Source organism: Pantoea stewartii (genome assembly GCF_011044475.1).
In the GTDB taxonomy this organism is placed as follows: Bacteria; Pseudomonadota; Gammaproteobacteria; order Enterobacterales; family Enterobacteriaceae; genus Pantoea; species Pantoea stewartii.
Window position 1 is genome coordinate 2834262 of the sequence record NZ_CP049115.1, and the last position, 14103, is coordinate 2848364.

General features: G+C 54.2%; 14 protein-coding genes. 2 read left to right on the forward strand and 12 right to left on the reverse strand.

Annotated elements, in window-relative coordinates; genetic code table 11:
- The first annotated feature begins 93 nt into the window (after positions 1-93).
- A complete protein-coding gene (locus G5574_RS13495; protein WP_164482742.1) occupies positions 94-1347 on the forward strand; it encodes a YidR family protein in 1254 nt (417 codons plus the stop codon).
- On the opposite strand, the gene G5574_RS13500 is transcribed toward G5574_RS13495, so the two are convergent.
- Complete coding sequence (locus tag G5574_RS13500; RefSeq protein ID WP_006121372.1) at positions 1328-1690, reverse strand: YceK/YidQ family lipoprotein; 363 nt, start codon at positions 1688-1690, stop codon at positions 1328-1330. The two genes, G5574_RS13495 and G5574_RS13500, sit on opposite strands and share 20 nt — an antisense overlap.
- Before the next feature lie 276 nt (positions 1691-1966).
- Between G5574_RS13500 and ibpA the strand changes: the two genes are divergently transcribed.
- Positions 1967-2383, forward strand: a complete 417-nt coding sequence (gene ibpA / locus G5574_RS13505) for a small heat shock chaperone IbpA (protein ID WP_006121371.1) — start codon at positions 1967-1969, stop codon at positions 2381-2383.
- 201 nt (positions 2384-2584) lie between these two features.
- On the opposite strand, the gene G5574_RS13510 is transcribed toward ibpA, so the two are convergent.
- From G5574_RS13510 to G5574_RS13560, 11 genes are all read right to left on the reverse strand, one after another.
- Positions 2585-3514 carry an Rpn family recombination-promoting nuclease/putative transposase gene (locus G5574_RS13510; protein WP_164483236.1) on the reverse strand — a complete coding sequence of 310 codons (930 nt, stop codon included), beginning with the start codon at positions 3512-3514 and terminating at the stop codon, positions 2585-2587.
- A gap of 225 nt (positions 3515-3739) precedes the next feature.
- Positions 3740-4651 carry an EamA family transporter gene (locus G5574_RS13515; RefSeq protein WP_164482743.1) on the reverse strand — a complete coding sequence of 304 codons (912 nt, stop codon included), beginning with the start codon at positions 4649-4651 and terminating at the stop codon, positions 3740-3742.
- Positions 4652-4809: 158 nt separating this feature from the next.
- The gene (locus tag G5574_RS13520; RefSeq protein WP_164482744.1) at positions 4810-6060 is read right to left on the reverse strand and encodes a valine--pyruvate transaminase; all 1251 of its coding nucleotides are present in this window, start codon (positions 6058-6060) and stop codon (positions 4810-4812) included.
- 80 nt (positions 6061-6140) lie between these two features.
- Positions 6141-7115 (reverse strand): glyoxylate/hydroxypyruvate reductase GhrB, encoded by a 975-nt coding sequence (gene ghrB, locus G5574_RS13525; RefSeq protein WP_039339173.1) that lies wholly within the window; start codon positions 7113-7115, stop codon positions 6141-6143.
- A gap of 71 nt (positions 7116-7186) precedes the next feature.
- Positions 7187-8467, reverse strand: a complete 1281-nt coding sequence (locus G5574_RS13530) for an MFS transporter (protein WP_039339172.1) — start codon at positions 8465-8467, stop codon at positions 7187-7189.
- A 33-nt stretch (positions 8468-8500) separates the two neighbouring features.
- On the reverse strand, positions 8501-9454 hold the full coding sequence (locus tag G5574_RS13535; RefSeq protein WP_039339171.1) for a sugar kinase: 954 nt from the start codon (positions 9452-9454) through the stop codon (positions 8501-8503).
- Between the two features lie 9 nt (positions 9455-9463).
- Complete coding sequence (locus tag G5574_RS13540; RefSeq protein WP_164482745.1) at positions 9464-10213, reverse strand: sugar phosphate isomerase/epimerase family protein; 750 nt, start codon at positions 10211-10213, stop codon at positions 9464-9466.
- A gap of 138 nt (positions 10214-10351) precedes the next feature.
- Positions 10352-11377: a LacI family DNA-binding transcriptional regulator gene (locus tag G5574_RS13545; protein WP_039339170.1), complete on the reverse strand. Its 1026-nt coding sequence runs from the start codon at positions 11375-11377 to the stop codon at positions 10352-10354.
- A gap of 62 nt (positions 11378-11439) precedes the next feature.
- Positions 11440-12429 carry a LacI family DNA-binding transcriptional regulator gene (locus G5574_RS13550; protein ID WP_033737280.1) on the reverse strand — a complete coding sequence of 330 codons (990 nt, stop codon included), beginning with the start codon at positions 12427-12429 and terminating at the stop codon, positions 11440-11442.
- 161 nt (positions 12430-12590) lie between these two features.
- Positions 12591-13253, reverse strand: coding sequence for an OmpA family lipoprotein (locus G5574_RS13555; RefSeq protein ID WP_006121355.1), 663 nt, complete (start codon positions 13251-13253; stop codon positions 12591-12593).
- A gap of 116 nt (positions 13254-13369) precedes the next feature.
- Positions 13370-13930 (reverse strand): DNA-3-methyladenine glycosylase I, encoded by a 561-nt coding sequence (locus tag G5574_RS13560; protein WP_164483237.1) that lies wholly within the window; start codon positions 13928-13930, stop codon positions 13370-13372.
- Between the last annotated feature and the right edge of the window lie 173 nt (positions 13931-14103).

Sequence of the window (14103 nt, forward strand, 5' to 3'; positions counted from 1 at the left end):
GGTAAAACCGCGCAGACAGGTCAGTCATCTGCACGGTTTTACCCATAACATCACTGCAACTGTCAAATAACGCGCCTGCTCACGAGTGCTTTCATGCCTGAAAAACAGATTACTTTTGCTCCTCGTCATCATCAACTGACCAACATCAACGTCTGGACGCCCGACAGCCAGTGGCTGGCCTTTGATGTGCGGCCTTCCGGCGCGTCGTTCACCGGTAAGACAATTGAACGCGTTAATGTGAATACCGGCGAAGTGGAAGTGCTGTATGAGGCAACGGCGGGCGCCCATGTTGGCGTGGTGACGGTTTGTCCCACCTTACCCGAGCGCTATGTCTGTATTCATGGGCCAGAGCATCCTGACGACAACTGGCATTATGACTTTCATCATCGCCGCGGCGTGATCATTGAAGCGGGTCAGGCCGCCAGTCTGGATGCATGCGATATCACGCCGCCCTTTACGCCAGGTGCTTTGCGCGGCGGTTCTCACGTCCATGTTTTTAGTCCGGATGGCTCGCGCCTCAGCTTCACCTATAACGATCACGTGATGCACGAGCTGGATATCAGTCTTGATCTGCGCAATGTCGGCATTGCCGTCCCGTTAAAAGCAGTGAAACCAGAAAAACAGCATCCGCGCGAATATGATGGCAGCCATTTTTGTGTAGTAGTCAGTGAAACGACAGCGCACCCACAGCCGGGCAGCGATCAAATCAATCGGGCCTATGAAGAGTGCTGGATTGGTCATCAGGGCTATGAAAATCCGGACGGCAGCCGTCAACGCTGGGCCATCGCCTTTATTGGCGACACGCTTTCCGCGGCAGGAGACAAGCATCCCGAGGTATTTGTCGTCGATTTGCCAGAGGCACTGGAAGCCTATGCCAAACCCGGCCACTCACCGCTGGAAGGGGACAGCCACCATCTACCCGCGCCACCAGCGGGGGTTCAACAGCGACGGTTAACCTATAGCAAGGGACTGGCGCAGCAACCTCGCCACTGGTTACGTAGCTCACCCGATGGCAGCGCTATCGCCTTTTTGATGGCGGACAGCCAGCAGGTGATTCAATTATGGTCGGTATCGCCTAACGGCGGTGAACCGCGCCAGATAACGCGGCTGAACCACAGCATTCAGTCTGCATTTAGCTGGCATCCTCGTGGTGAAACCATTGCCTTTATTTGCGACAACAGCGTGATGCTGTGTCACTGGCAAACGGGAGAGTGCGAACGCTTAACCGCCCGCACCGGGTCGGCACCGTCCGGGGATGCGGTGGTCTGGTCACCGGATGGAAAAAAGATCGCTTTTATGCGGGAAAAAGAGGGCTGGCAGCACCTGTTTACTGTGACGGTTGCATAGCGGGCATGGGCTGAGCATGCGCCAGATTTTCCTCGGTGTGGGCCAGCTTTTCACTCTGAAGCACGCGGGCGCGCGGCGAATCCAGGGCTTTATCCTTGTCGCTGCGATAGTAATCCCAGGGCAGTAACAGCGTATCCATGACGGCAGAAAAAGGCAGATCAACCAGCGCCAGGGGCTTTAGCGCCCAGCTGGCCTGACTGTCCGTCAGAATGTCGGCACTGGCACGTGTGCCCGGATAGTAGCCCTGACTTGCACCGGTATGCGTCATGACGCTGGAACATCCACCGGAAGCGACTGCGCAACACATCACGCCAGCCAACGGTAACCTTTTCATCATTTTCATATGTCGTCCCTTCGATTCTGGCACCTGATTGCGTGAGCGCACCAGCGTACCCTCTCAGTCATGAAGTCCGTTCTGGTCCGGCAATTTACCCTTGAGTGTATGCCATTTCGCCAGTTTGGCGAAAAAAATCACGCATCGGGTCTTGAAAGCCTGGCGTCTGCACCCATTTTCTAAACAGGGTCGTTAAGGCTGCCGCCGAAAGGGGCAATGCGGTCCTGCACAACCTGTCCAATAGTGGAAGGTTGCCAAAACTTGCTGACATTCAGGAGTCTTTTTATGCGTAACTTTGATCTGTCTCCCCTTTATCGCTCTGCCATCGGATTTGATCGCCTGTTCAACCTGCTTGAGTCCAATCAAAATCAGAGCAACGGTGGTTATCCCCCTTACAATGTTGAACTTGTTGATGAGAATCATTACCGCATCACTATCGCGGTAGCCGGTTTTGCTCAGAGTGAACTGGATATTACGGCCCACGACAACGTGCTCATCGTGCGTGGTGCGCATCCGGAAGAGCAGACAGAACGTAAATATCTCTATCAGGGCATCGCCGAGCGTAATTTCGAGCGTAAATTCCAGCTGGCTGACCATATCGTCGTGCGCGACGCGCGCCTGGAAAATGGTCTGCTGAGCATCGATCTTGAGCGTTTGATTCCTGAAGAAGCGAAACCACGCCGGATTGAAATTTTAAAATAAAGCGGCCGTGACGGCTGAGTAAACATGAGAACGGTCACAGCATACAGGTTGTGGCCGTTTTTTTATGACCGCGACAAGCAGATTGATGCGGATGCGGCGAAGCGATCAGTGATGGCCTGATGGTAAGAAAACGAAAAGCATCAGGTCGCGTTGACAAACGCAGGGCTTCACCTGTCCCGCGCCTTCTTTTGCAGGTTCAGATCAATGCTGAAGCTGTGCCAGATCTGCTTCACTCAACCCGGTCATTTTCATTACGGTTGTTCTGTCCAGGCCATGCTGCAGCATAGTGCGCGCAACCTCGCGTTTACCTTCATTACGGCCTTCATGCCGCCCGGTCTGAATACCCTTCTCAAAGCCCTTCTGCATACCTTTTTGTTCAAGCTGCTGTGCAATGGTCATAAGCGTGTCTCCGTGTTGCGGCACCCGCAGGGCCAGTTCCTGAATAAAAGCCTCGACGTCTGGGGTTTCACCCGCCTGCACAATGTAGTGCACCAACGATACAATCTGTGATGACGAAAGATAACCGGACAGCAGCACAGGGACAAGTCTGTCCATCAGATTTGCGAGATCGCGCTGATGGATGTGCTTTTGCAGCAGCGTCAGTGCCGCCATGCTGCGATGTTCCACAATCTCATCGTCAGGCATTACCGTAATATCAACCAGAGGGAAGCAAGTACTGTAGAGCCTGCGAGCCAGTGCCGGATGCGTAAAACCATCCAGCCAGCAGGTGGAATAAGGATAGGGTCTGCGTTTACCCATATAAAACAGCACCGGTATCACCAGCGGCAGCGTTTTATAGCCGGCATCCAGGTGGCGCTGCATGGCCGCGACCGCGTAGCGAAGAAGCCTGAACGCCATATGCCTGTCAGGTGAAGACTGATGTTCGATCAGGACGTACATATAGCCCTCACCCGCTGTCGTTTTGAGACTATACAGCACATCACTGAAATACTGCCGGAGATCCGCTTCAACAAAGGAACCGGACGCCAGTTTTAACGTCCGTAAGTCGCAAATCGCGCGCAGATCGGCGGGAAGATGAATTTCCATGAAATCGCGGGCAATGTCAGGTTGGGTGAGAAACTGACGAAAGGTTGCATCATGTGGTGTTGGCGTTGCGTTTTTCTTCTTCATCATTGCTGGCCCGGTTATAAAGCACACGGGCGAAAGTCGTGATGAGTGAAAAGAGATGTCTGGCCGCCCTGGCAATGCGGATACTTCCATGCATCCGCATTGCTGTCCAAGCGGAGGTTTTATTCTGCGAGCGGGCTGCCAAAGCCAGCCCGAAAACGCGCGCATGCACAGGCATTTACGAAAGGGTAGTTACGTCGGGCACGTCAGTTTGGCGAGTGGTAAGCGCTAATGTTGCGGCTGCCTGAGCCAGCGCTGACCAATCACGCCACCAAACATATTGACCAGCAGCCCGACAATGATGATTACAGCACCCACAATCTGCTGGCGTGATAAGGTTTCCCCCAGCACCAGGGCTGCCGAAACAATCCCAACAACAGGCACCAGCAGGGAAAGCGGTGCCACACGCCAGGTTTCATAACGGCCAAGCAACGTACTCCAGATGCCGTAACCCATAATGGTCGCCACAAAGGCCAGGTAAATCAGCGCCATCACCGTCTGTAGATCAATGTGCGTCAGACTGGTAATGATTGCCGACCGGCCTTCAAACAGCAGCGAACAGGCAAAGAAAGGAACGACGGGCACCAGCGCGCTCCAGACCACCAGCGACATAACCGGTACGGGATAATGCCGGGTGATGATTTTATTGGTGATATTCCCCAGTCCCCAGGAAAACGCCGCCGCCAGCATAAGCATCATAGTGGTCAATGTTATGCCGGCGGCGCTCTGGCCAGCCATGCCGGAGGTGGCTAATAAAAAAATGCCTGAGGTGGCAATCAGCATGCCCGCAATGTGATTCCAGCGCAGCTTTTCGGCCAGAAACAGCGCCCCAAGCAGCAGCGTAAAGAACGCCTGCGCCTGTAATATCAGCGAAGCAAGGCCTGCAGGCATACCCAGTTTGATGGCCAAAAACAGAAACGCAAACTGCCCAAAACTGATGGTCATGCCGTAAAGTAAAAGCCACTTTACTGGCACAGCAGGACGGCGCACCAGTAAAAGGGCAGGAAAGGCAACCAGTGCAAAACGCAATCCCGCCAGCAAAAAGGGAGGCATGTTATGCAGACCCAGTTTTATGACAACGAAGTTCACGCCCCACGCAATCACTACACACAGGGCTAACAGCCAGTCTTTTCCCGACACCGCACTCTCCTTTTGCCCGCGCTGGCCCGCACGGCCATATACGCATCACGTCTGTTAATAATGCAAAATGCCTTTGCGATCGGGTTAAGGCAGCGTTGCGCTTCATCAAGGCCGGCCGGATAGAGACGACGCCTTGTTGCCCGATCGGGTCTGTAGATTTAACTGTCGCGCCAGGCGATCTCCACTTCTTCAGCCAGAGTCTGTATGGCGCGCTCAATGTTTTCCGCATCCGGTACATAATTCATGCGCATGCACTGGTGCGTGTGCGGCCAGTCATGCTCCAGACCCGGAAAGAAAAAGTGGCCCGGCACCATCAGCACGCCCCGAGCTTTAAGCCGCTGGTACAGCAACTCCGTACTGATCGGTAAATCCCGGAACCACAGCCAGAGAAAAATTGCCCCCTCCGGTTTATGGATCAGACAGCGTTCCGCCGATAAGTAGCGGCGAATAAGGGTGATCGTTTGCATCACCTTGTGCTGATAAAAAGGTTTAATCACTTCTTCAGACAAGCGCAGCAGATCGCCACGTTGAATCATTTCGCTGGCAATGGCCGGGCCAATACTGCCCGGTGCCAGGCTGATGATGCCGTTCATGTTACCGATCGCGGTAATCGTGCTCTCATCGGCGATGATAATCCCGCAACGTGCGCCTGGCAGACCGAGTTTGGATAAACTCATGCAGAGAATGATATTGGGGTTCCACAGCGGCCGCACATCACTAAAAATAATGCCGGGAAATGGCACACCATAAGCGTTGTCGATAAGTAACGGCACCTCATGCTGCTGCGCCAGCGCATCCAGTTGCAGAAGTTCGTCATCTGTAATGACATTGCCGGTTGGATTGGTCGGGCGCGATACGCAAATCAGCCCCACATCGTCATTCATGGGGAGATGTTCAAAATCGACGTGATACTTGAACTGCCCTTCCGGTAATAACTCTATGTTGGGCCTGGCAGAAATAAAGAGGTCTTCATCCAGGCCCGCATCAGCGTACCCCAGGTACTCTGGAGCCAGAGGAAACAGCACCCGTTTTTTACTGCCGTCACTGCGCCGCCCCGCGAACAGGTTGAAGAGATAAAAAAATGCGCTCTGACTGCCGTTAGTCAGCGCGATATTTTGCGCAGTGACAGACCAACCGCACTGCTCACGTAGCATTGCCGCCAGGGCATCCAGCAGCACGGCTTTACCGCGTGGACCATCGTAATTGCATAAGGCCTCACTCAGTTTGCCCTCGTCGTGCATCTGCTGCAGCAACTGCTGAAAATAATCGTTCATTGCCGGGATCTGTGCGGGGTTGCCGCCGCCAAGCATGATCGTGCCGGGCGTACGCAGGCCTGCGCCCATGTCTTCCATCAGACGTGAGATGCCGGAATGTTGAGTAAACTTGTCGCCGAACTGAGAAAAAGCCATAGCGGTTAAAAATTTGTAATAAAGAATGGGATAACCACCATAACGCCCGCTCCCGGCGGGCGCAATGGGCAGCCGCAGGATTACTTCAGCACCTGAGGATTCACGCAGTTCTTTTCAACCTTGCCGCTCAGGGCGGCAATAAGATTTTCTACCGCGTCCTGCATCATCCCATAGCGGGTTTCGTGGGTTGCAGAGCCAATGTGCGGCAACGTAACAACATTCGGTAACGACAGCAGCGGCGAGTCAGTCGGCAGCGGCTCTTTTTCGAAAACATCCAGCCCGGCGGCGTGGATCGTGCCCTCTTGTAGCGCGGTAATCAGGGCATTTTCATCTACCACTGGCCCACGGCCCGCGTTGATCAGCACCGCACTGGGCTTCATCATCGCCAGCTGTTCTGCGCCAATTAAATGATGCGTTTCTTCGGTAAGCGGCAGGCTGATGCAAACGAAATCGCTTTCTTTGAGCAGCGTTTCCAGCTCACACCGGCGGGCTGCAAACTGCGATTCGGCCTGGTCGTGCTGACGGCGCGCATTGTAGAGAATGCTCATGCCGAATCCGAAGTGCGCACGCTGGGCCAGCGCCATACCGATGCGTCCCATACCAAGAATTCCCATCGTCTTATGGTGCACATCCATGCCAAACCGGTCCGGACCAATACTTTTTTGCCAGTTGCCAGCTTTCACCCAGGCATCCAGCTCCGGTATACGTCTTGCCGTACTGAGAACCAGCGCCATGATGGTGTCGGCCACCGTTTCCGTCAGTACCGTTGGCGTGTGCATCAGCACGACCCCTCGCTGATTCAGGGCATCCACATCAAAGTTGTCATAGCCGACAGAAACGCTGGAACAGGCGCGCAGTGCGGGCATTTTGGCCAGCAACTCGCCGTTGACTTTTCCGCCCGATCCCAGCATTCCTTCGGCCTGTTGCAGTGCCTGCGCATGTTGCTGCTGGCTTTCGGGTGATAAATCGTTGATTTCGGTGATCGTGGCATAGTCTGCGAGACGCGCACGGAGATCGTCAGGCAATTTTTTATAAAGAATGACGGCGGGTTTCATCAGATAGCTTCCTGTAAATAAATGACGGGCAACACAAAGGTCGCCCGGAGAAAATGCTAACGCTTACGCTTTCAGGCCGGTTTCGCGCCTTGTAGCGGAGGCGCCTTATTTTGTGCGGGTTTGACGATAAGCGTCAGGACCACGGACAGCAGTAGTGCGCCACCCATAAAAATATAGGAGGCCGAAGGACTGCCGGTTGCCCCGTTCAGATAACCCACAATCCAGGAGCCGATAAACGAGCCCAACGCCCCCATACTGTTGATAAGCGCCATTGCGCCGCCGGAAACATTGCGGGGCAGCATTTCCGGAATAATGGCAAAGAACGGGCCATAAGGCGCGTACATCGCGGCACCGGCGACGACTAACAATGTATAAGACAGCCAAAAATTGCCCGAACCTACCATGTACGAACCGAGGAAGGCGAAGGCACCCACCAGCAACAGTGGCCAGACAAACAGTTTACGGTTTTGCGTTTTGTCCGATGCCCAGGACACCACCACCATCGCAATCGTGGCTGCCAGATAAGGCACAGCCGATAACCAGCCCGCTTCCACCATGCCCATTTGTGTACCGTTGCGCAAAATTGAAGGCAGCCACAGGACAAAACCGTAAACGCCAATACTCCAGGCAAAGTACTGCATACAGAGAATGATCACGTTACGATTGCGAAAGGCTTCGCCGTAGTTGCGCACCGCTTTGATGCTTTCTTGCTCTTTTTGCAGCGCGGCCTGTAGCGCGGCTTTTTCTGCATCGCTCATCCAGCGCGCTTGCGCAGGCTTATCCTGTACCATAAACCACCAGGCAATGGCCCAGATCACCGCAGGAATGCCTTCGAAGATAAACATTTCCCGCCAGCCAAACGCTTCTATCAGATACCCTGAAACCACGGACATCCACAGGACCGTGACGGGATTACCGAGAATTAAAAAGGTGTTTGCCCGCGAGCGCTCAGATTTTGTAAACCAGTTACTGATGTAAATCAGCATAGCAGGCATTACCGCAGCCTCGACAACCCCCAGCACAAAGCGAATCGCCGCCAGCACAGGGATGTTGCTGACAACGCCGGTGAGTGAAGCACAGCCGCCCCACAACAGCAGGCACCAGAAGATCAGTTTTTTTACACTGCGGCGCTCCGCATAGATCGCCCCAGGGATTTGAAAAAAGAAATACCCCAGAAAGAACAACGCACCCAGCAGGGAAGACATTCCTTTGGTAATGCCCAGATCGTCATTGATGCCAGCGGCGGATGCGAAGCTAAAATTTGCCCGATCCAGATAGGCAAGACTGTAGGTGATAAACACGATGGGCATAATGAACCACCAGCGTTTAGGCGCGATAATCTGCGTTTTCATCGGGAACTCCTCTGTTTCTGTTTGCGGGCCGGGCTACACATCACCTAACTGCTGACGCGTCGGCAAACCTTCGCTGTCACCACTCACCTGAATCGCCAGTGAACCAATTTTGTTCCCCCGGCGAATCGCCTCTATCAGTGGTTTCCCTTCCAGCAATGCACTTATGACTCCCACGGCAAACCCATCTCCGGCCCCGACCGTGTCCACAACCTGATCAACTTTGATTGCCGCCACCTGGCCCTGCTCACCCCCGGCTGTCTTATACCAGGCGCCCTCGCCGCCGGTTTTAATCACCACCGCTTTTACCCCTTTATCGAGATAAAAATCGGCAATATCCTGCGGTTGGCGATAGCCGGTTAAGATGTAACCCTCTTTTTCACCGGGCAGTACCCAGTCTGCGTATTCCGCTAACAGATTGAGCTGCTTACGCATTTCCTCTTCGCTGCGCCACAGCACCGGACGCAGATTAGGATCAAAGGAAATTGTTTTACCCCGTGCCCGCATCTCTTTCGCAGCATGCCTGGTCAGCTCAAGCGAACTGTCTGATATTGCTGCCGCCACGCCGCTCAGATGCAAATGGCGTGCAGAGCCAAAATAATCGTGGTCAAAATCCTCGGGTGACAGATGACTGGCAGCGGAGCCTTTGCGGAAATATTCCACGAGCGGATCGGAACCATCATCCACTTTAGATTTAAGCTGAAAGCCCGTGGGATAGCGTGGATCGACGGTCACCTGACGATGGTCGATATTTTCTTTATCCAGCACCTGACAAATAAAACGACCAAACGCGTCCTGTCCAATACGACTCACCCAGCCCACTTTCAGCCCGAGGCGTGCCAGACCGATGGCGACATTCAGTTCTGCACCTGCGGCGCGTTTGATAAATGTTTCTACTGCAGCCAAATCACCCGTTTCGCGGGCGACAAACATGGCCATGGCTTCGCCGATCGTGATGACATCAAGCGTACCGTTAGGATGAGTCGTCATTTTTACTCCTCAGACATTACGCAGCAGCGTCACATAATGGCGCGTAACCGCAATCAGATTGTCGCCTTTCAGCGGAAATTCAATACCGCGAGGGGCTCTCGCCGGTAGCCGATGCAACAGGTCTTGCCAGCCCGGTCCGGCATCGTCGAGCGCAATAGCGCGATAGCTTTTCCCCTGCGGCACCGCTGCTTTGACGTGCACGTAACCCACCTGGTCGGTCAACAGGACTGCAGCCTGCTCCGGGTTTTCGCCTGTCCAGTGCCAGTTCCCCATATCGAAAGTCATGCCAATCGGCAATGCCGCCTCACGGGCAGCGTTAAAAAAGCGCAGCATCGGTTGCAGTTTGCCGTGCACTGTCTGGTCATTTTCCACGGTCAGCGGCACGCCATATTCCGCAATCAGCATGCGCAGTGTTTCGCTGTACAGAGCCCCCGTAAAATTGCCCAGCGCCACCTTTAGTCTCTGCGCGTTTAGTTGACGAGCTTCGGTAAAATAACGCGTCAGCAAAGGGTTCAGCTTACCGTCCTCACTGAACAAGGTATCGGGTACAGAATAGCTGGCGCGCAGCCGGTGCTGATCAATGGCCAGCGCCAGCGCGGGCAGGTCATCGAAAGTCGTGTCATCGAACAATTCGCGACGGATTTCCACACCGTCCGCACCAGCCTGCTGAATGATCGGTAAGAGCGCCCTTTGTCCGCCCAGCGCAGCAATCTGTTGATGTCCATAAGCCGCCGTGACGACGATAATTTCGGGCTCCATTGCGGACTCCTGAGGGGAAAATCGGTATTAACGTTATAAAAACGTTAAATGGAACCGGTTCCAAAGCAAAGTAGCAAAATGCGGAATTATGATCGTGCTCACGAAGCGAGCACGTAAGTGAAGGGAACAATCTGAAAATTAGCGGAGACGCTGGCTTGATCCCCGGACAATCAGCTCACCCGAGAAAACCTGCTCACAGGGAGGATGATCGTGGCCTTCGATACGCGAAATCAGGCGCTCCAGCGCATGGTAGCCAATCTGCCAGGTGGGCTGTTTAAGCGTGGTAATCCCGACACCTGCCAGCGCCGCCCACTCCAGCTCATCAAACCCCAATAAACCCATGTCGCTTCCCCAGTGCAAATTTAGACGCTGAAGGGAACGGGCCACCTGTAAGGTCAGCGCACCGTTTGCCACCATAACTGCGCAACGCCTGTCTGCATGACGCTGACAGAAGTCATGCAAGACGGTATCCATCACATCGGGCTGATGCAGCGAGACTTCTGCATTTTCATGGAGGATGGCCGGATGCGCAGCCAGACGCTGGCGAAACGCCTGCAGGCGCTCACGACGGGTATTCACGCTGCCTAAGGGTTCACTCAAAAACAGCAGCGCCTCATAACCGTTATCAATTAAGTGATCGGTGGCCGTTTCTGCCGCTTCAGCATTATTCAGGCCCACCACATCACAGGGAAAATCGGGGATTTTTCGGTCAATCAGCACCATCGGCAGCAAAGATTGCTGCAGCCGGCTCAGTACCTTTTCATGCATACCTACCGCGTTAACGACAATGCCTTCAACCTGATAGCTACTCAGCAACTGCAAATAATGCTGTTCAAGATCGACTTCATTGTTGGTGTTACACATAAGCAATGTAAAGCCGCAGGCACGACAGGCCGCTTCAATGCCGCACATAACGTCCACGGAATAGGGATTGGTGATATCGGCAATGATTAACCCGATTAGCCGGGTTCGCCCCCGTTTAAGCCCGCGCGCCATCTGGCTTGGCCGATAGTTAAGATCGCTAATTGCCTGTTCAATGCGCGCTTTTAAGTCGGGAGAAAGCAGATGCTGTTCGCCGTTAAGATAACGCGAGACGCTGGTTTTCCCGGTTTTTGCCGCGCGGGCAACATCGCTAATAGTGGCGCGAGAAGGCCTGATTTTCATAGAATATTCCGCAAATTACGCATGCCGCGAGACTACCACAGGCGTCCGGCATGACAAACACGTTAGCGCTGTGCGGGCAGTTGCAGACTGGGTTGCCACAAGACCTGTAGCCGGGCCAGCGGTGCGCCGTCCAGTAACTGCATCACCATGGTCGCAAGCTGTTCGCCTCTCTCCTGCTCACTGGCCTGACGAATCGCAATAACCGGAAAATCAATGATGGCGTCAACCGGGAGTCCATCCCAGGCTATCAAAGTGACGGCATCCTCACCCTGCAGTCGTCCTGCCTGCTGAAGCGCCATTAACGCGCCTTCGGCCAGCGTACTGCTATCGGTAATAATGGCCTGAGGTTGTAGCCCTTCAGCCAGCCAGGCGGAGACTTGTTGATACCCTGCGCGGCGCGAGGGAGCAACCGCCGCAGTGGCATAAGGTGGTACGGAATCCAGGGCGTTCAGGTAGCCCTGACGGCGATCGCGAACAAACGTACAGCGTTCGTTTCCCCCGAGAAAGGCGATGCGCTGCATGCCCTGGGTCAGGCAGTGTTTTACCGCCAGCGCGGAACCTGCGGCGTTATCGACATCAAACCAGGCATGATTTTGCTGTGCATCAGTGCGCCCCAGCGAGAGAAAATTAAAGCCCTTCTGCTGTAAGCAGCGCAGGCGTTCGTCCTGCGGCAAGGTGTGCGTGATGATTAGCGCATCGACCACGCGACTGCGTAGCATACGCATCAGTGAACGCTGTCCGTCACAGGGTTTGTCCGTCAGCAACAGCAGGTCGATATCATAGTGGGAAAGACGCTGGTCCAGCGCCAGTAATATCTTATTGAAATGGATATCGCTGAGGGGCGGGGCGCTCATCGGGTAGACGACGCCGACCGCGTTAGCGCGTCCGGTTTTTAAACGCCGGGCAGCTACATTAGGACGGTAGCCACGTCGCTGGGCTTCTTCTTCCACGCGCTGACGCGTGTGTTTTGCTACATCCTCATACCCATTCAGGGCGCGACTCACGGTGGTTACGGAGAGCCCCAGGACTGACGCAATGGCTTTAAGTGACATGATGCGTTATCCATTGTTCAATTTGAACCATGCTGGCATAAAGCGTTAACTGGCACTGTGTACAGGCACCAACTGGAAACCTTACCGAGTTTATTGTCTAAAAATTGTCGAATAACTGACAGTAGCATGTCTTTCGCCCCCAGTGACAGGGGGCGAAATGATCAATTTAACGGGCTCAGCGTAATTTCAACCCGGCGGTTTTGGGCTTTGCCTGCTTCAGTGCTGTTGGTCGCAATGGGGCTGTCGGGGCCGACACCCTGCGTATGCAGACGGTCAGCCGCCACGCCCTGTACGATCAAGGCGCTGGCCACGCTTTCTGCGCGCTGTTGTGACAGGCGCATATTCAATGCGCGCGACCCCGTACTATCCGTATGCCCCACCACGTTTACGGCCGTTTTCGGATACTCTTTTAGTACCATTGCGACGCCGGTCAGGGTATTGGCACCGGCTGGCTTCAGACTGCTGCTGCTGGAATCGAAGGTCACATTGTTTGGCATATTCAACACAATATTGTCGCCCTGGCGCGTCACACTGACGCCCGTACCCTTCATTTTATCGCGCAGTTTTGCTTCCTGAACATCCATGTAATACCCCACACCGCCGCCTAAGGCTGCGCCGCTGGCGGCACCGATGAGTGCCCCTTTACCCCGATCTTTCTTCGAGGATGAAAGCACGCCCACACCGGCGCCGACTAATGCACCAAGACCCGCCCCCACGCCGGATTTTCCGGCCTGCGACTCGCCGGTATAGGGATTCGTGGTACAACCGGATATCACCAGGCTACCGCTGATTAATAACGAGATGGCAATCAATTTTTTCTGCATTATGTGTCCCTTGGGTTTCTCTAATCGGGGCGCCCCGGCCCCTTACTGGCCCTGATTATGCCGCGTAAAAGTGAGGGAAATCCTGAGACAATGTCTTATTTTGTAAAGGAGCGGTGTTAAATGTTATCAGGATGGCAAAAGCAGTTGGTTTGGTGATCGTTAATCAGGCCGCAGGCTTGCATAAAGGAGTAGCAAATTGTCGGACCGATGAATTTAAAACCACGCGTCTTTAATGCTTTAGAGAGTGCTATAGCCTGCGAAGAGGTGGTCGGGCTCTGTTTGTAATCCGCATAGTGGTGAACAATTGGCCGGTTATCGACGAACTGCCAGACGAAATGGGCAAAATCTTCCCCTTCCGCCTCCATCGCCAGCATCGCTCTGGCGTTGGCAATAATCGCCGCAATTTTACCCGGGTGACGAATGATGCCGCTGTTTTGCATAAGTTGGACAACGTCCTGATCGTTCATCAATGCCACCGCCTGCGGATCAAACTGGTGAAAGGCCGCGCGGTAATTCTCGCGTTTTTTCAGCACCGTAATCCAGGATAACCCGGCCTGTTGACCTTCCAGACACAGCATTTCAAACAGCGCCAGTTTATCTCTCTGCGCACGGCCCCACTCATTGTCATGGTAAGCCAGATAGAGGGGATCCTGCGTAACCCAGCCGCATCGTTGCATCATGGTATTCCTTTATAAAGCGCCAGTTTGTTGACCGATGGTAGAGGGAAACTGCCACCATTTGAACCCGCCACATGACAAAATGCGAGGCGGCTTCCATAGTCACCACCACATCCGTAAAGCATTGAAAGCGAAGGCAGCCCCACGCCAGGCGAATACAATGATCACGATAG

What these genes read in the sequence shown, in the direction of transcription:
- ibpA (WP_006121371.1), top strand. Translation starts at nt 1,967, where the DNA reads ATGCGTAACTTTGATCTGTCTCCCCTTTATCGCTCTGCCATCGGATTT.
- ghrB (WP_039339173.1), bottom strand. Translation starts at nt 7,115, where the DNA reads ATGAAACCCGCCGTCATTCTTTATAAAAAATTGCCTGACGATCTCCGT.
- G5574_RS13560 (WP_164483237.1), bottom strand. Translation starts at nt 13,930, where the DNA reads ATGCAACGATGCGGCTGGGTTACGCAGGATCCCCTCTATCTGGCTTAC.
- G5574_RS13535 (WP_039339171.1), bottom strand. Translation starts at nt 9,454, where the DNA reads ATGACGACTCATCCTAACGGTACGCTTGATGTCATCACGATCGGCGAA.
- G5574_RS13545 (WP_039339170.1), bottom strand. Translation starts at nt 11,377, where the DNA reads ATGAAAATCAGGCCTTCTCGCGCCACTATTAGCGATGTTGCCCGCGCG.
- G5574_RS13495 (WP_164482742.1), top strand. Translation starts at nt 94, where the DNA reads ATGCCTGAAAAACAGATTACTTTTGCTCCTCGTCATCATCAACTGACC.
- G5574_RS13530 (WP_039339172.1), bottom strand. Translation starts at nt 8,467, where the DNA reads ATGAAAACGCAGATTATCGCGCCTAAACGCTGGTGGTTCATTATGCCC.
- G5574_RS13510 (WP_164483236.1), bottom strand. Translation starts at nt 3,514, where the DNA reads ATGAAGAAGAAAAACGCAACGCCAACACCACATGATGCAACCTTTCGT.
- G5574_RS13520 (WP_164482744.1), bottom strand. Translation starts at nt 6,060, where the DNA reads ATGGCTTTTTCTCAGTTCGGCGACAAGTTTACTCAACATTCCGGCATC.
- G5574_RS13555 (WP_006121355.1), bottom strand. Translation starts at nt 13,253, where the DNA reads ATGCAGAAAAAATTGATTGCCATCTCGTTATTAATCAGCGGTAGCCTG.
- G5574_RS13550 (WP_033737280.1), bottom strand. Translation starts at nt 12,429, where the DNA reads ATGTCACTTAAAGCCATTGCGTCAGTCCTGGGGCTCTCCGTAACCACC.
- G5574_RS13540 (WP_164482745.1), bottom strand. Translation starts at nt 10,213, where the DNA reads ATGGAGCCCGAAATTATCGTCGTCACGGCGGCTTATGGACATCAACAG.
- G5574_RS13500 (WP_006121372.1), bottom strand. Translation starts at nt 1,690, where the DNA reads ATGAAAATGATGAAAAGGTTACCGTTGGCTGGCGTGATGTGTTGCGCA.